Source organism: Streptomyces sp. NPDC002018 (assembly GCF_042890865.1).
Taxonomy (GTDB): Bacteria; Actinomycetota; Actinomycetes; order Streptomycetales; family Streptomycetaceae; genus Streptomyces.
The window spans coordinates 241,027-257,771 of record NZ_JBIASO010000013.1; the positions used below are offsets into that span (position 1 = coordinate 241,027).

Annotated in this window: 12 protein-coding genes and 1 pseudogene; 6 read left to right on the plus strand and 7 right to left on the minus strand. The window is 71.0% G+C overall.

What is annotated here, in order from left to right:
* Positions 1-397: 397 nt before the first annotated feature.
* On the minus strand, positions 398-1,618 hold the full coding sequence (locus tag ACFYYH_RS22895) for an aromatic acid exporter family protein (RefSeq protein ID WP_388554034.1): 1,221 nt from the start codon (positions 1,616-1,618) through the stop codon (positions 398-400).
* Positions 1,619-1,853: 235 nt separating this feature from the next.
* Between ACFYYH_RS22895 and fdh the strand changes: the two genes are divergently transcribed.
* The 5 genes from fdh to ACFYYH_RS22920 all read left to right on the plus strand — a co-directional run bounded on the left by fdh (position 1,854) and on the right by ACFYYH_RS22920 (position 8,341).
* Positions 1,854-5,120, plus strand: a complete 3,267-nt coding sequence (fdh, locus tag ACFYYH_RS22900) for a formate dehydrogenase (protein WP_388553985.1) — start codon at positions 1,854-1,856, stop codon at positions 5,118-5,120.
* On the plus strand, positions 5,117-6,190 hold the full coding sequence (locus ACFYYH_RS22905) for a 4Fe-4S dicluster domain-containing protein (RefSeq protein ID WP_388553987.1): 1,074 nt from the start codon (positions 5,117-5,119) through the stop codon (positions 6,188-6,190). The genes fdh and ACFYYH_RS22905 overlap by 4 nt, the downstream gene beginning before the upstream one ends.
* 74 nt (positions 6,191-6,264) lie before the next feature.
* Entirely contained in the window at positions 6,265-7,185 is a 921-nt protein-coding gene (nrfD, locus tag ACFYYH_RS22910; RefSeq protein ID WP_388553989.1) for an NrfD/PsrC family molybdoenzyme membrane anchor subunit, read from the plus strand.
* A 114-nt stretch (positions 7,186-7,299) separates the two neighbouring features.
* The gene (locus tag ACFYYH_RS22915) at positions 7,300-7,560 is read left to right on the plus strand and encodes a hypothetical protein (protein ID WP_388553992.1); all 261 of its coding nucleotides are present in this window, start codon (positions 7,300-7,302) and stop codon (positions 7,558-7,560) included.
* A 298-nt stretch (positions 7,561-7,858) separates the two neighbouring features.
* A complete protein-coding gene (locus ACFYYH_RS22920) occupies positions 7,859-8,341 on the plus strand; it encodes a hypothetical protein (RefSeq protein ID WP_388553995.1) in 483 nt (160 codons plus the stop codon).
* Between the two features lie 143 nt (positions 8,342-8,484).
* On the opposite strand, the gene ACFYYH_RS22925 is transcribed toward ACFYYH_RS22920, so the two are convergent.
* The 6 genes from ACFYYH_RS22925 to tap form a co-directional block, all read right to left on the minus strand.
* Positions 8,485-9,321 (minus strand): dienelactone hydrolase family protein, encoded by an 837-nt coding sequence (locus tag ACFYYH_RS22925; protein ID WP_388553997.1) that lies wholly within the window; start codon positions 9,319-9,321, stop codon positions 8,485-8,487.
* A 38-nt stretch (positions 9,322-9,359) separates the two neighbouring features.
* Complete coding sequence (locus ACFYYH_RS22930; RefSeq protein WP_388553999.1) at positions 9,360-10,130, minus strand: hypothetical protein; 771 nt, start codon at positions 10,128-10,130, stop codon at positions 9,360-9,362.
* Positions 10,131-10,423: 293 nt separating this feature from the next.
* Complete coding sequence (locus tag ACFYYH_RS22935) at positions 10,424-11,452, minus strand: Lrp/AsnC family transcriptional regulator (RefSeq protein WP_388554001.1); 1,029 nt, start codon at positions 11,450-11,452, stop codon at positions 10,424-10,426.
* Positions 11,453-12,022: 570 nt separating this feature from the next.
* Positions 12,023-12,562 (minus strand): hypothetical protein, encoded by a 540-nt coding sequence (locus ACFYYH_RS22940; RefSeq protein ID WP_388554005.1) that lies wholly within the window; start codon positions 12,560-12,562, stop codon positions 12,023-12,025.
* A gap of 648 nt (positions 12,563-13,210) precedes the next feature.
* Positions 13,211-13,771, minus strand: a complete 561-nt coding sequence (gene tpg / locus ACFYYH_RS22945; protein WP_388554007.1) for a telomere-protecting terminal protein Tpg — start codon at positions 13,769-13,771, stop codon at positions 13,211-13,213.
* Between the two features lie 81 nt (positions 13,772-13,852).
* Complete coding sequence (tap, locus tag ACFYYH_RS22950; RefSeq protein WP_388554009.1) at positions 13,853-15,709, minus strand: telomere-associated protein Tap; 1,857 nt, start codon at positions 15,707-15,709, stop codon at positions 13,853-13,855.
* 19 nt (positions 15,710-15,728) lie between these two features.
* Here tap and ACFYYH_RS22955 point away from each other — a divergent pair.
* Positions 15,729-16,745: pseudogene (locus ACFYYH_RS22955) on the plus strand (integrase); the annotation flags it as partial.

Below are 16,745 nucleotides of genomic sequence, written 5' to 3' on the forward strand. Positions count from 1 at the left end.
CCACCCAACTCAGCCTCTTCGCACGCCTCATGTCCCTGGTGGGAGGGGTGATGGCGGTTCACGCTCCGGGCGAAACGGACAGGCCGGGGTGGCGTGATCACATCGGGTGGGGCGGCCGGATCATGCCGTCATCGCTGATGACGCCCTTTTCCGCCGGGTTTTGGGCGGCGGTCGCGCACGGCCTTCCCCGAATACGGCGCGGACCATTGCGGATCGGGCAAAGTTTGCGTCAATTAATGCGCCCGACTTTCGGGTTGCCGTGCCGGCGAGCGATTCGCGCCAGTGCGGCGGCCGGATTTCGGAATGGGCGCGTACGGGAAATGACGCTGCCCCCGGAGACGTTCCGGTGCCCGCCGCGGGCGGCTGCCGGCACCCGGCCGGGTCCGGATCCCGGCCGTCATTCCGTACGGCCCCGGCGCCTTCGCCAGGGCCCGCGCCAGGGCCCGCGCCGCACCCACCGCCGTGCCCATTGCCGCGCCGCGCCCAGCCGCGGATGACGTTCGAGCTGTTCGCGCGAGGCGCGGTCCAGTTCCTCCAACAGCCGCTGGGAACGGTTCTCCATGTTCAGCTCGTCCAGCATCCGGTCGATCTCCGCCAGCAGCGCGCCATGGAGCTGCCAGTGACGAGGACGCCGCTGGACGTCCTCCAGCAGGAGCCGCGCCACCCTCTCCCGGCTCCGTGTCGCCGCGGCGAGATCCTCGGACAGCCGTGCCTCCGCCCTCTCCGCGCTCGTGCTCACCTCCGTGGTCACCAGGACGGCGAAGCTCACGACGGCGTCGGCGATCTGCGCCAGCAGCTCCTCCAGCGCCTTTCCCACCTCGGGCGGGAACAGCGCCTCCTCCGTACGCTCCTTGGCGAGATCGGTGAGCGTTCTGGCCAGCACGCGCAGGACCACCGTGGAGATCTCCAGGGTGTCCAGCCCGGTACGGAGCACCACCCGGTGCAGCAGCCCCTCCCTCACACGGGGGTTGAGCCGGAGACTGTCCTCCGCCTGCCGCAGTGCCGCGTCCACCTCGGTGATGTCGTGGTCGAGCTGCCGCGCCTCGTGGAGGCGCGCCGCCGCCTGCTCCACCGGGATCGACTCCGTCAGTCCCTCGGCGATCCGCAGCAGCAGCCGCCGCATCCGGCGGGCGAGATCCTCGATGGACTCGCCCGCGGTGGCGACCCACACCGGTGGGACGAACAGGAAGTTGAACAGCAGCCCCACCACGGCGCCGATCAGTGTCTCCAGCACCCGGTCCCACGCCGTGGTCGTCACCCGGGTCACCCCGAGGACGAGCATCGCGCTGATCGCGACCTCGGGCACGAACTCGTCCACCCGGACGATCCGGCCCACGACGAGCGAGGCCAGGATGATCAGCCCCAGACTCCACCACGACAGCCCCACCAGCGTGCTGAAGGCGATCGCGACCAGCACACCCGCCACGACGGCGTTCACCCTGCGGACGCCGGTGGTGAGCGTCGCGTAGAGGGTGACCTGCACGACGAGCAGGGCGGTCAGGGGCGCGGTGAGCGGCGCGCTCTCGTCACTCAGCTGGAGGGCGACCACATAGGCGATGGTCGCGGCGGCGGTGGAGCGCAGAGCCTGGGCGACGGCCGGCTCCCGGCCCCGCTTCATGAGCTCGGCGACCGGCTCCCTCACCGCGGTTCGGACATCACCCACGAGCTGTTCCTTCCCGCGTCCCGGCCACCGGGACCCGCCGGACTCCCCGATGGGGCCGTGTGGCCGAGCGGGGCGCCACGGAGGGTCCCCTGACACCCCGACGGGTCGCACACAACGGCGCGCCGGGTGAGTCTGGAGGGGCGCCTCCCCGTGAAGCCGGGGCCCCGGGCCGCAGACGCTGGAGGAAGCGATGGGTGTCCGCAGACTGATCCACGACTGGCCAGTCCGCCGCCAGTTCACCGGTTCCGACCCGCTCGGGCGCGGCCGGGCCGCGATGTCCCCCCGTACCGAGGCGCTCAGTCCCCGTACCAGCACCGCCGACCGCGTCGCCCAGTCGGTGTGCCCCTACTGCGCCGTCGGCTGCGGCCAGCAGGTGTACGTCAAGGACGAGCGGGTCGTCCAGATCGAGGGGGACCCCGACTCCCCGGTCAGCAGGGGCCGGCTCTGTCCCAAGGGCTCGGCGACGCTCCAGCTCACCACCGGCCCGGCCCGCCGCCACCAGGTCCTCCACCGGCGCCCGTTCGCCACCGAGTGGGAGCCGCTCGATCTGGAGACGGCCATGGACATGGTCGCCGAGCGGGTGGTCGAGACCCGCCGCCGTACCTGGGAGTGGGAGCACGAGGGGGCGCACACCGCGCGCACGCTGGGCATCGCCAGCCTCGGCGGGGCCACCCTCGACAACGAGGAGAACTACCTCATCAAGAAGCTGTTCACCGGGCTCGGGGTGGTCCAGGTGGAGAACCAGGCCCGGGTCTGTCACAGCTCCACCGTCGCCGGACTGGGTACCTCGTTCGGGCGAGGCGGGGCCACCACTTTCATGCAGGACCTCCAGCACGCCGACTGCATCGTCATCCAGGGCTCCAACTACGCCGAGGCACACCCCGTCGGGTTCCAGTGGGTCATGGAGGCGAAGGCACGCGGCGCCACGATCATTCATGTGGACCCGCGCTTCACCCGTACGAGTGCCCTCGCCGATCTGTACGTACCGATCCGCGCGGGCAGTGACATCGCCTTCCTCGGCGCGATCGTCAACCATGTGCTCACCGAGGAGAAGGACTTCCGGGAATACGTGCTCGCCTACACCAACGCGGCCACAGTCATCAGCGAGGACTTCCGGGACACCGAGGATCTCGACGGGCTCTTCTCCGGGTTCGACGCGGGACTGCGCCACTACGACCAGACGAGCTGGCAGTACGCGGGCACGGACGGCGAGCCCTCCGGCGACGGCACGGCGACCGGCGGGCCCGGCAGACACCGGCACGCGCAGGCCCGCGTCCACGAGGCCGGCCAGTCCGAGACGCACGGTTCGGGCGGTGCCCAGGCCGCCCCCCGGCCCCCGCGGGACGAGACGCTCCGGCATCCGCACTGCGTCTACCAGATCCTCAGACGGCACTACGCGCGCTACACCCCCGAACTGGTCGAGGAGACCTGCGGTGTGCCGCGCGAGACCTTTCTGCGCGTCTGCGACGCCCTCACCTCGAACTCGGGCCGTGAGCGCACCAGCGCCTTCGTCTACGCGGTCGGCTGGACCCAGCACTCGGTGGGCTCCCAGTACATCCGCGCGGCCAGTGTCCTCCAGCTTTTGCTCGGCAACATCGGGCGCACCGGCGGCGGTATCCAGGCACTGCGCGGTCACGCCTCCATCCAGGGTTCCAGCGACATCCCCACGCTCTTCAATCTCCTTCCCGGCTATCTGCCGATGCCCCACGCCCACGCCCATCCGGACCTGGACTCCTACGTCGACGCGAGCCGGACCGAGAAGGGCTTCTGGGGCGAGGCGCGGTCGTACTTCGTCAGTCTGCTGAAGGCGTACTACGGTGACGCGGCCACCGCGGACAACGACTTCTGCTACGCCCACCTGCCCCGGCTGACCGGCTCGCACTCCACGTACGAGACGGTTGTCGCGCAGCTCGACGGCGTCTGCAAGGGGTACTTCCTGATGGGGGAGAACCCGGCGGTCGGTTCGGCCAACACCCGCCTCCAGCGCCTGGGCATGGCCAATCTGGAGTGGCTGGTGGTGCGGGACTTCTCACTCATCGAGTCCGCGACCTGGTGGCAGGACGGCCCCGAGATCGAGACCGGGGAGCTGCGTACGGAGTCCATCGGCACGGAGGTCTTCTTCTTCCCGGCCGCCGCGCACACCGAGAAGTCCGGCTCCTTCACCAACACCAACCGCTGGCTCCAGTGGCACCACGCCGCCGTCGAGCCCACGGGCGACGCCCGCAGCGATCTGTGGTTCATGTACCACCTCGGCAAGCGCGTCAAGGCGAAGCTCGCCGCCTCCACCGATCCGATGGACCGGCCCGTACAGGATCTGACATGGGACTACCCGGTGGAGGGCCGCTACGAGGACCCGGTCGCCGAGGCCGTGCTCGCCGAGATCAACGGGCACGCCGCGGACGGGTCGCCGCTGAGCGCGTACACCGAGCTGAAGGACGACGGCTCGACGCGGTGCGGCTGCTGGATCTACTGCGGGGTGTACGCGGACGGCGTCAACCAGGCCGCCCGCCGCAAGCCCCACACCGAACAGGACTGGGTCGCCGCGGAGTGGGCCTGGGCCTGGCCGGCCAATCGCCGCATCCTCTACAACCGGGCGTCCGCCGCCCCCGACGGCACCCCCTGGAGCGAGCGCAAGGCGTATGTCTGGTGGGACGGGGCACGCGGCCGGTGGACCGGCCGCGACGTCCCCGACTTCATCCCCGACCGCGCTCCCGACTACGTGCCGCCGGACGGGGCGACCGGGCCCGACGCGCTGCGCGGCGACGACCCCTTCATCATGCAGGCGGACGGCAAGGGCTGGCTGTTCGTGCCCACGGGACTGGAGGACGGCCCGCTGCCGACGCACTACGAGCCGCAGGACTCGCCGTTCACCAACGCCCTGTACCCGGGTGTGTCGCGCTCACCCGTACGGCGGCTGCTCTCCCGTGAGGGCAACCGCTTCCACCCCAGCGGAGACGAGCCGGGTGCCGACGTCTATCCGTACATCGTCACCACCCACCGTCTCACCGAGCACTTCACGGCGGGCGGGATGAGCCGCTGGTCGCCGTATCTCGCCGAGCTCCAGCCGGAGTTCTTCTGCGAGATCTCCCCGGGGCTCGCCGCCGAGCGCGGACTCCGGCACGGCGGCTGGGCCACGATCGTGACCGCGCGCAACGCCATCGAGGCACGCGTGATGGTGACCGAACGCATCAGACCCCTGACGGTGCACGGCCGTACCGTCCACCAGATCGGGCTGCCGTTCCACTGGGGTCCCAACGGGGTGTCCACCGGCGACGCCGCCAACGAACTGGTGGCCATCGCCCTCGACCCCAACGCGCACATCCAGGAGGACAAGGCCCTGACGGCGGACATCGTCGCGGGCCGGCGTCCCCGGGGGCCCGATCTGCCCAGACTCGTCGACGCGTACCGCCGGCGGGCGGGCATCACCGCACGGACCGGAACGGAGACGCTGACGTGACGCACGATCTGCTCAGTGGACCGGAGCACGACCCCGCCCGCGACGCGGGCCACGAGAACGCGCCGCCCCGGGTCGGGTTCTTCACGGACACCTCGGTCTGTATCGGCTGCAAGGCGTGCGAGGTGGCCTGCAAGGAGTGGAACGCGATCCCCGAGGACGGGCTGACGCTCACCGGGATGTCGTACGACAACACCCAGAGCCTCGGCGCCTCCACCTGGCGCCATGTGGCCTTCATCGAGCAGTCGGTACCGGCCGGACGCGCCGCGGCGTCCCCGGGGGCGCCGGCACCGGCGGCGATGTCCGGGGCCGTGGCGGCGGGGGCGCCGACGACCGCGCCGACGACCGCGCCGACGGGCACGCCGACCAGCGACGGGCGCACGGAGCTTCCGCTGATGATGTCCGGCGGCTCGGAGATGCGCTGGCTCATGTCGTCGGACGTCTGCAAACACTGCACCCACGCCGCCTGTCTGGACGTCTGCCCGACCGGCTCCCTCTTCCGTACGGAGTTCGGCACGGTCGTCGTGCAGGAGGACATCTGCAACGGCTGCGGCTACTGCGTGCCCGCCTGCCCGTACGGAGTGATCGAGCAACGGCCCTCGGACGGCCGGGCCTTCAAGTGCACGATGTGCTACGACCGGCTGGGCGCCGGCCAGGAACCCGCCTGCGCCAAGGCGTGCCCGACCGAGTCCATCCAGTTCGGCGCGCTCGACGAACTGCGCGAGCGGGCCGCGCTGCGGGTCGAACGGCTCCACGCGGCGGGTGTCACCGAGGCCCGGCTGTACGGGCACGACCCGGACGACGGGGTCGGCGGCGACGGAGCGTTCTTCCTGCTCCTCGACGAGCCCGAGGTCTACGGCCTGCCCCCGGACCCCGTGGTCACCACCCGCGATCTGCCCGCGATGTGGAGGCACGCGGCCACGGCCGCGCTCTCGCTGGTGGGCGGCGTCGCGCTGTCGTTCGCGCTTCCCCGCCTCACCGCGCATCCCCGCCTCGCCGCGTTTTCCCGGCTCACCGCGCTCACAGGAAAGACCCGGCTCACCGCGCTCACAGGAAAGAAGGGACGGACGTGAGGAACGGGATGAAAGCGACCTCCGGCGGGAGGACTTCAGGCCGCCGTCGGCACCAACGGAACGCCGAGGAACCGATGGTGCCCCGGGCCACGTTCGACTCGTACTACGGACGGCCCGTCATCAAGGCCCCCGGCTGGTCGGCCCGGGACATCGCGGGCTACTTCTTCCTCGGCGGACTCGCGGGCGCGGGCTCCGTGCTGGCCGCGGGCGCGCAGATGACGGGCCGTACGGCCACGGCGAGGGCCATGAAGGTCTCCTCGCTCGCCGCGATCACGCTCTCCGCCGCCGCGCTCGTGAACGATCTCGGACGGCCCGGCCGGTTCGTGAACATGCTGCGGGTCGTCAAACCGACCTCGCCGATGAGTATCGGCTCCTGGCTGCTCTCCGCCTACGCGCCCTGCGCGGGCGTGGCGGCCCTCTGTGCCGCCACCGGCCGGCTGCCCCGGGCGGGGGCCGCCGCCACCGGCGCGGCGGCCCTGTTCGGGCCCCCGGTGGCCGCGTACACGGCGGTCCTCGCCGCGAACACCGCCGTACCCGCCTGGCACGGGGTCCACCGTGAACTCCCCTATGTCTTCGTCGCGTCGGCGACGGCCGCCGCGTCCGGGATGGCGCTGGTCGTGGCGCCGCCGCGCGAGAGCGGCCCCGCCCGGTGCGCCGCCGTGCTGGCGGCGGTGGGTGAGATCGCGACCATGTCGGTGGCCGAACGGCGGCTCGGCATGGTCGCCGAGACATATCGCGAGGGACGCGCGGGACAGCTTCTGCGCGCCGCCCGGCTGCTCACGGTGGCGGGCGCGGCGGGCGCGGCCCTCTACGGGCGGCGGAGCCGTACCCTGGCCATGGGCAGCGGCGCCATGCTGCTGGCGGGCTCGGCCTGTACCCGGTTCGGTGTCTTCGCGGCCGGTATCGCCTCCGCCGAGGACCCCGCGTACACGGTGCGTCCGCAGCGCGCGGCGAAGGAGCGCACGGCCCCCCCGGGGAGCGGCGGTTGTGCATGACGGGGAAGGATGAGGTAGACACCTCTCCAGCGGGTCGATCGGCATTCGGGCCGCGCGGCCGCCCCACTCTCCGAACGGTTGTGCATGCCTTCTTCACCGTCCCGCCAGGATCCGATGCGGGGACCGTCCGCCGCGTCCGCGCAGAACACGCGCCCGCAGCACCACGGCATCTTCCTGGAGCCGCGCTACACCGTCGAACTGCCTCCCCTGCACGACGGCGAGGGGGAGGACGAGGGAGGCGGCATGGACAGCGTCCCCGACAGGCCCGCGGACCGGTACTCCGACCGGTGGTCCTCCGACAGGTCCTCCTCGGAGCGGTCCTCCTCCGACCGGTCCTCCGTACGCCGCCGTACGTCGTCCCCGCGCCGCGGGTGAGCGCCGCGGACGGGTACCGCGCGTAGGCCCTGCCCCGACAGGCGGGCCCAGGTCCTCGCGCGGGTACCGGCGCGGCGCCGTACGCCGACCGGACGGGCCAGGTGATCACCCGGCCCGCCGGTCGTCGGCCCGCACGGTCCGGCCGCACTTCGGCCGGTGACCGGCGGGACAGGGGGGGCGAAACGATGTTCCGCCCCACCGCTGTCCCTGACAGTGCTTCAGGCCGTTGTCCGGCTGGGCAACCGCTCGGCGGAGTTGATCGTCTCTTCGGAGGATCGGGCTACCAGAGGAGACAAAAGTGACGATGAAGCCGGAAACAGATCAGAGGAGGACGCGCCCCAGGGAAGTGGAAACAGCCTTCCTGCTGCTCCTCGCGGCGATTGTCGTGGACGCCGCCGTCTGGGTGCTGGACACATTCGTCCTCTCCCCCTCGGGGCTCGACGAAATGCGCAATGAAATGGGCGAGAGTGGGGCGATCCGGCAAGTGGCCATGTCCGCCGGATTTCTGGTTTTCACCAGCGCCTTGTTCCTGTTCTTCGTCTTCAAGATGCGCGAGGGCCGTAAATGGGCGCGGAGCGCACTCGCCGCCTCCGGCGCTCTCGTCATGTTCTTCCTGGTCAACAGTATGAACACGGGCGAATTCCATAAAGAGACCATGATGGACGTCATATACGATCTTTTCATCAGTGTCAGTCCGGTCGTCCTCGTTGCCGGTGCTGTCGTGCTGATGTTCCTGCCGACGGCGAACATGTACTTCTCCTCGACCGAACACTCCGAGTAGAGGAGCAGCATCGGCCTGATACGGGGCGGCGGGGCACTACGACGCCGGTCTGCGATCGACGGTGATCCCGCCCCCTTCCGGCTACGGAAGAAGAAGGGCCCTCCGGGCCATCGCGGGACAACTCTCCGGCGGGCGGGGCTTCATCACACTCCGTGGCGACGGAGCCAGCCGAGCGCCCGCTGCCATCCGTCGGGTGCCGCGACGGGGCTGTAGTCGTCGCGGTAGTCGGCGTGGAAGCCGTGGACGGCCTCGGGGTACACGGTGAACTCCACCTCGGGAGCGTCTGCCGGACGGGGCTCCAGCGCGGCCTTCATACCGGTGACGCCGGCGACGGGAATGACCGCGTCCTTCCCGGCGTAGAGGCCGAGGACCGGCGTCTTGAGCTCGGCGGCGAGGTCGATCGGATGCTTCGGGAACAGTTCTCTGCCGGGATGCAGTCCGCTCGTGGTGTCGTCGAGCACGCCGTACCAGGACACCACGGCGTTCAGGCGGGCGTGCGCCGCGTAGAGCCAGGCCCACCGGCCGCCCCAGGAGAAGCCGTTGAGGCCGACGCGCGTGCTGTCCCCGCCGTTGGCGACCGCCCACTTCACCGCCGCGTCGATGTCCGCCATCACCTGCTCGTCGGGGATGTGCTGCAGCAGATCGGACACCAGACGGCCGACGTCGTCGACGAGAGCGGCGGCGTCGCCCTGACGGATCATCAGGTCGGGAGTCACCGCGAGGTAGCCCTCGTGGGCGAAGCGCCGGGTGACGTCCTCGATGTAGGGGTGCATTCCGAAGGCCTCGGTCAGGACGATGACCACGGGCAGCTTCGTGCCGCCTGCCGGACGGGCGGTGTAGAGGATCACCTCGTCACCGGCCACGGTGAGCGGGACGCGTGTCACGTCCAGGCCCTCACTGCCGGTGTGCACGACCGTCTTCTCCGCCGCGGGGCTCGCCGCCCGGACGACGCGTTCCAGCGCCGGGTTCCGCGTTGACATGGTGTTCGTACTCCCTCCGCGCCTGCTGACGGACACCGTCAGAACTTGCCGTTGTCGTTCTGCCACTGGTCGCGCGGCGGGATGGGCTCGACGACCTCCCAGTGCTCGACCACCTTGTCCTCGCTGAGGCGGAACAGGTCGAACAGGGCGCTGTGGACGCCGCCGACGGTCCCCTCGCTCATCGTCAGCACGAAGTCACCTTCACCCAGGACCCGGTGCAGTGTGTGATGCACGGTGGCGTCCTCGCCGTCGTCCGTGGTGAGCAGCCGCTTCAGCTCCTCGACGCCGTCGCCCCAGCGGTGGCTGTGCTGCGCGAACTCCCCGCCGGCCAGGAACTCGGGAAGGGCCTCGACGGCCCGCGCGACGAGCACCTCGCGGACGAACCTCTCGGCGAGCCGCTTGTTGGACGCCGTCCTGTGGAGGTCGGTCGGCTCGGTGGGCCCGTCGAATACGGTCCTGCCGCCGGATCCCGCCTCCTCGGGCACGGGCTCCAGGTTGTCCCAGTGCTCGACGATCCGGTCGTCCTCCCAGCGGTGGACCTCGAATCCGGCGACGTGGCCGTAGCCGTGAAGGTGGTACTCGATGTGGGCGAAGGAGATGTCGCCGTCCTCGAAGGCCCGGACCGGGTTGACCTTGCTGCTTCCCTCCGGCAGCTCGTCGAAGAACCGCAGGAGCGGACCGAGGCCGTCGCCGAGGTTGACGTTGTGCTGCACGTACCGGCGGGAGTCGATGTAGTGCAGCGGATGGCGCTTGCCGGTCTCGATGCTCTTCGAGATCGCGGTGGTCCGGTCCTTCTTCCTGATGGGCACGCTTGATCGCTCCGTTCTCCGTCGGCCGGTCTGTCTGAGTGGCGCCCGCCTGAGGCCGTTCGGGGCGTGCGCGTGGCATGAGTGATGTTCACGCCGGTACGGCGAAGACCGCCCGAGATGGAGGAAAGAGACGCGACCGGGGGCGACGGCGAAGGATCCGTCGCCTGGGGGAACGCCGCGGGACGCATCGCGACACCGCGCCCGGCGGGACGCACCACGGCACCGGGCTCCGGCGGGACGCGGCCGGGTCGGGGTCGGGGGGGTCCTGTTCAGGAGGGAGGACGAGGGCTGGCTCAGGGCCGGGCCGGCCCCGGCCCGTCCGGACCCTCGGCCCCGCCGACCCAGGGATCGACCGGAACGACCCGGCGGGACCGGCCCTCGGAGTCGAGGAGATGCCCGTGCACCTTCTCCAGGTGCAGCACCAGACGCCGGTCCGCGATCTCCACGCCCGCGTGCGTGGAGAGGAGCTTTCCGACGAAGGAGTCCAGGTGCTCGGGAGCACGCAGATTGACGATGAGCACGAGATTCGCCGCCGAGACGACCGGAGCGCAGAAGCGGACCTCCGCCCACCGGCCCAGATCGCGCCCCACGGACTCCACGTCGGCGTCCGGAACCCGGAGCCACAGCAGGGCGGCGAGCGGAAACCCGGCGAGCGGGCGTGCCATGTCGGCGCGGAAGGCGATCTGGTCACGCCGGCGCATCCGGTCCAGCCGGCGGCGGACTGCCTGCGGGGTGCTCCCGAGCTCTTCGGCGAGTTCCGGGTAGGGACGCCGCGCGTCGGTCCCGAGCGCGAGGAAGAGCCGGTGGTCCTCCGGGTCGACCGCGCTGTGAGGCAGTTGCCGGGGGGACTCCTCCCGCACCCGCGCGGCCGTCGTACGGTTCAGGACGCGCAGCCGCCATGCGGGGCCGCCGAAGATCTGCGAGTAGACGTGCGAGCGGACGCGCCTGACGTCCAGCTTCGCCACCGTCTCGAAGAGAAAGGTCCGCAGCGCCTGGACCGTGGGGGACACCGAGATGACGTAGAGGTCGAAGTCACCGGTGGTGCGCCCCACCGTGAGGACCTCGGGCATCTCACACAGCAGGCGGACGATCTCGTCCGTCCCGCCTGGGGGACACGCCAGCTCGACGAACGCGCCGCGCGCCCAGTCGGACCCCATCGTGGCGCAGGTCCACGCGGCCCCCGAGGCGGTCAGGGACTTCCAGTGCCGCGCGGCCGTCACCGGCGAGAGTCCGAGCGCCGAGCCGATGGCGGCCCAACTGGCCCGGGGATTGATCTGGACGGCGTCGACGAGTTCGAGGTCGGTCTCCGTAAGGACGTCCATGACGCTCCGCTCGGCCCTCGCGGGTGTCGGGATCGGTCGCACCGCGATCCTTTCGTGTCACATTCCTTCGCCATCGCTCGATACTCCCACCCGCTTGCCAGCATCCTGCGTGCGCCGTCGACGTCCGGCGCGTACGTCGCCCGAGTCCGGTGCGTACGCGATGACCGGGGACGGGCTCCTCGTGAAGGGGGTGATCGCCGCCGTCGCCGCCCCGGGAAGCCTGTCCCGCGTGGCGGCGGACCGGATCGTCGGCGCCGACGGCCTGGCGCTGGCCCCGGGATTCATCGACGCGCACTCGCACGCGGACGCCGTCCCGTTCCTGCCCGAGATCGACGCCAGCAAGATCAGTCAGGGCGTCACCACGGAGGTCGTGGGGAACTGCGGCTTCTCCCTGGCACCCCACCCCGGGGACAGGCCGTCGGAGATCCAGGAGATGTGCGACCGGCTTTTCCCGAGCCTGCCCGGCCGGAGCGTCCTCCCGGTCACCGCCCTGTGCGGCATCGGCACGGACCGTGCGACGGCTCCCTCGCCCTGGAAGCCGTCGGGTGAGTCCTCACGGCCACCGTGCCTTCATGCGCCTCCGGCTCCGGGGGCCGGGGGCGCAGGCGGTCGCTCGATGGTGAACGCGCGGGTGACGGGATTGACCCGGGCCGGCAGCACCGTCCCCTGCGTGGCGCTGCCGAACCGGTACTTCGGTACTTCGTTGCCGCACTCGAAGGGTTCGAAACCGGGGCCGCTGATACGCATCAGGAGCCGGACCTGGTAGTAGTTGTCGTTGGTCGGCGGGGCGGAGGCGACCGCCAGAACCAGGGCGGTCGCGTCGACGCCGAGGGCGGCGAGCTGGAGCGTGGCCCGCCGTTCCGCGCGGGCGAAGAGGATGGTGGACAACCCGACGCAGGCGATGAACGCCGCGGCCAGGGCGAGGCCGACGCCGGCCCACACCCACCCACTGCTGGTCTCACCGAGGTCGGCGGCGGTGCGGACGGTGACACAGACGAAGGCCCCTCCCGCGCCCAGGAACAGGACCGCGCCCACGCTGCACGCGATTGCTGTGATCACCGGGCCCTTGGGGTCCAGCAGGACGGGTTCGTGGGCGCGGGCGGTGGCCATGGTCGCACCCTAGCCAAGGAGACGTGGCGTGCGCAGGGGTGCGGCCCGGTCGCCGCGCGTTCAGCGGGCGGCTGCTGTTCTGCGGCCCGAACAAGCCCGGAAGCCGTGCGGGCATCACCCACGCTCGAAAGCTGGGGCTGGTCGCCGGTGGACGGAAGCTGGCCCGAGGGCCCCGGAGGCCGGACTGGTCGCCGGGCAGAGCCACTGCCGGCGGGCCGGCTCAGGTCGCTGGCCGGCGCGGACGCGGGTCAGCGCCCAGGACGATGACGGCTCCGTGTGGATCCGCCGGTTCGAGGACGAGGCCCAAAGCGAGGCCCTGTATGCGGCCGTCTACCAGCACGACCGCTGGAGGCCGCGCTCGGGTTCGAACTGCCCGGACGCTGACCGACGGTCCCCATGCTGCCCTGGTAGGGCCGCCCTCGCCCGCCGTGGAAGGCCCCGCATCCGCGCGACCGCGAGCCGCAGAACAGCTGCCCTGCACGTACGGGCTCACGCGAAGGAGCACCGAACTGAGCACGGGAGTTGGCGAACGGCGTCAACCCTGATGCTCAGTCACAGCTGCCCGCTCAAGTCGCCAACCCGCACACCCACTCGCCAACTGAAGCGCTCGGTCACAGCATTGCTGCCCGCCGCAAAGAGGCTCTGAATTCAGTAGTCGAGATCCAGGTAGTCGATGTCGTTGATTTCGACGTCCGACAGTCCCATGGCGCGGCCGCCGCCGTCCTGGAAATAGATGTCCTTGAATCCTTCGGCGATGATCCCGCGCATCTCCTGGTCGCCGGCCCCGGCGTCGCGGGCGTCGAACAGGCGCTGCGCGTATGTCGCGGGGAGACGGACGGTGAGGCGGCGGAAGCGTCCGTCGTCGGTCGAGCCGACCGGGGCGGTGTAGCCGAACCGGGCTCGGGTCTCCACCGTGATCCCGCCCGTGGCGGCGGCCTGCTTCCGCCGGCGCTTGCGTACCTGCGGCTGCCAGCGGGACCGCACCGCGTCGTCGATCTTCGCGGCGACGTCGGCGCGGGCGTGCTTACGGGCCCCGCGCCGGTAGCGGTTCACGGAGTCGGCGGTGACACCGAGCTCCTGCGCGACGGCCTTCGCACTGCCCAACTGCTTGAGCAGGTAGCCGATCTGGCCCTTCAGCGTCTTCGGCGGCTCCCGGGTGAAGGCTTCCCGGTCGGCCCGCTCGATGGCGTCCTCGATCTCTCCAGCCACGGTTCAACTCCTTTCGGGGGCGGGGTCCTGGCCGTCGGGGGCACGCAGCGACGCCGCGCTGTCGGCGTCGGTGGCCACGGTCTACTCGCCCTCGTCCAGGACGGCGTCGCCGCCCTTGATGTGCCGGGCGGGGTTGTAGCCCTTCTCCATCAGGTCGACCGCCCACAGCATCGACTGGACGCCCTCCAGCTTGGCCAGGCCCGGCGTGGGACCGAGGCGGAAGCCGCCCGGCTGAGGCTTGCCGGACGCCGCGTACGGCAGGAAGGCGAGCGGGCTGTCGCCCGGCGAGGGGTAGACGACGCAGTCGGACAGCACGGCGAGCGGGAACAGGCCCGTCATCTTCGCCATGTTGGTGAGCTTGCGGTGCATGTTGACGCGCGCCTTGCTGATGACGGCCGCGCGGATGTCCGGGCGCCAGGTCGGGCGCCGCATGGCCGGCCACGGGTCGCCGTCCCTGTAGCCCTTGCCCTGGGGGCCCTCGAACAGCTTGCCGATGCCACCCTTCACCGTGCCCTTGATCGCGGCCAGCACAGCGGCCAGGGCCGGGTCGGCCCGCTTGTGCCGCTCCATCGCCGCGAGGAACTCGGTGTCGGACAGGTCCTTGGTGACGCCGAGGTCGGCGAGGGTGTCGACGTACGCCGTCCTGAGCCGGTCGTGCCACGGATCGAGGTACGCGCCGGTCTCGCGGCGCAGATACGCCTCCAGCGGCGCCACGTTGTGGCCGAGCTCCTGGGCGTAGGCGACGGTCTGCGTCTGGTACCAGGCCGGTCCTGTCGGGCGCTCGCCGGTCGGAGTGAACGGCGAGGGCAGGCGCGGGTCCATCTCCACATGGCTCAGGTCCACCAGCCAGGACCCGGGGATCTTCGGGTTGAACGCCGGGTTCATGAAGTGCACCGGCTCCGACAGGCCGACCGTGAGCCTCGCCGCGGCCGCGAGGAACGCCGTGTTCAAGTCCAGGCCGATCGCGAACGGCAACTGGCACTCCTCATCGCCGAGCAGGGCGACGTCGCGGACCCACTGGTACGCCTCCTCCTTCAGGAAGCCGCCCGTCCAACCGGAGTGGTGGACCGCAGGGTGCTCGGGCCTGCCCTCCGGCGGGGCCGGGTCCATCGGCTCTGTACCCAGCGAGCCGGGGTTGTGGCCGCTCACCCAGTTGCCGGTCTCCCGGTCCTGCGCCGGGCGCGTGGGCGGGCGCAGCGCGGTCATCAGCTCCAGGCCGGTGACCGCTGTGCCGCCGCGCGGGGTGATGACCCGGGTCGCGTAGACGCCGAGGACGCGGGCGATGTCGGCCGGCTCCATGTCCGTGACGCCGGGCCAGGACCGCTCGTCGAGGGCGTCCCAGGGCAGGACCGCGAGCTGCACGCACTGCCGCTGGGAGCCCTGAGCCTTGCGGTAGACGCGCGCCCACGGGCCGAAACCGCGCTGCGTGAGCTGCCACTTCGCCTTGTTGATCTGCTTGACGACCGGGTGGTCCTCCTCCAGGCGCAGGCCCCTGCGGTCCTCCAGGCGCTCCGGCAGCCCGAGCTTCGCGGCGGCCGCGGCGGTGAGGACGATCAGCGGGTCGGAGTCCTTGCCGTGGCGGTTCAGCTTCGCGGCACCGAGACCGGATTCCTTGAGCGTCCACTCCACCAGCTCCGGGACCGTGCGAGCGGGGCAGTCGAGCACGATGCCGCCGACGCCGTACGCGGAGCCGTCCGAACGGCTGGTGGACGTCTTCCGCCGGCCTCGCCCGCTGCGGGCGGGCGCCGGGGAGGCCGGGGACGTCTTGTCGGCTCTGCCGGTGCTGTTCCACCTGCTCTGGACCGGGGCCCTTCGGGCCGATCTTGGTGAGGCCCTGCTGAGCAATGGCACTGTGGTGCATAGGTCCGACGGGATGGCCGAGGGGCTTGGACAGGAGAGCCGAGGGCAGGGCCTGTTGTTGTCTCCGAGGCCGGACACACGCGGTGAGGGGAGCCAGATGCGCAGGCTGTCGAGGCCATCTGCGATCAAGGTGGGCGATCGGGTGCGGTTCGCCGGGCACGTGCGGGCGGTGCTCGTGGTGTCCGCCCGGGCGGTGACCCTGACCGGCGAGGGCGACTCGCCGCGGGAGGTTCCGCTGGCGATGCTGCTGGGCGATGAGAGCTTCGAGGTGCTCAGCAGCCCGGTGCGGATGCCGCTGCCGCCGGTGTCGCTGCTGGAGGCGCTTCCGGAACATGCGAGGGAGAAGGCCCTGTGGTGGGAGGTGCACATCCTGGAGGTCCTCCACGGCGTCGAACCGACCGCAGGTGAGGATGCCGGTCCTCGGCCCGAGTACGATCCGGCCCGCCGCTCACTGACCGCGCGCGAGCGGGCCAAGGCTGCCGAACTGACGGCCGCCGGCTACCAGGTCAGCGTCAGCACGGTCGGCAACTTCCGCCGCCGCTACCAGGCCGAGAGGCTGCTGGGACTGGCCGACCGCCGGCCGGTGCGCAAGCGCCCGCAGTTCCGGACGGTCGACGACGCGGTGGTCGAGGCCATGCGGCAGGCCATCGAGGAAGGCAAGGACGACTCCACCCGCACCGGGACCTATGTGATCTGGCGGACCAGCGAAATCCTGCGGGAGAACGGCGCGACGGTCGAACTGCCTTCGCAGGCGACGCTCTACCGGCTGCTGGCCAAGCTGTCACACGGCAACCCCGTCTCGGCAACGGCCCGCAATCGGCGCTCGCGCGCTCATGGGGCGAAGGCGCCGTTCGGGCGGTGGACGGTGTTCGCGCCGGGCGAGGTGGTGCAGATCGACTCGACACCGCTGGATGTGCTGGTCCGTCTCGACGACGGAGTGGTCGCAAAGATCGAGCTCACCGGCATGATCGATGTCGCGACCAGGACGGTGACCGCGGCAGTGCCGCGGCCGACCACTAAGACGTCGTTTCTTATGGCGTGGTCAGTCGTTGAACGATGCATGGCGGATCTGGTTGAGCGGTTGGTGCCGGATGAGTTGTGGGTGTTGTTCCGG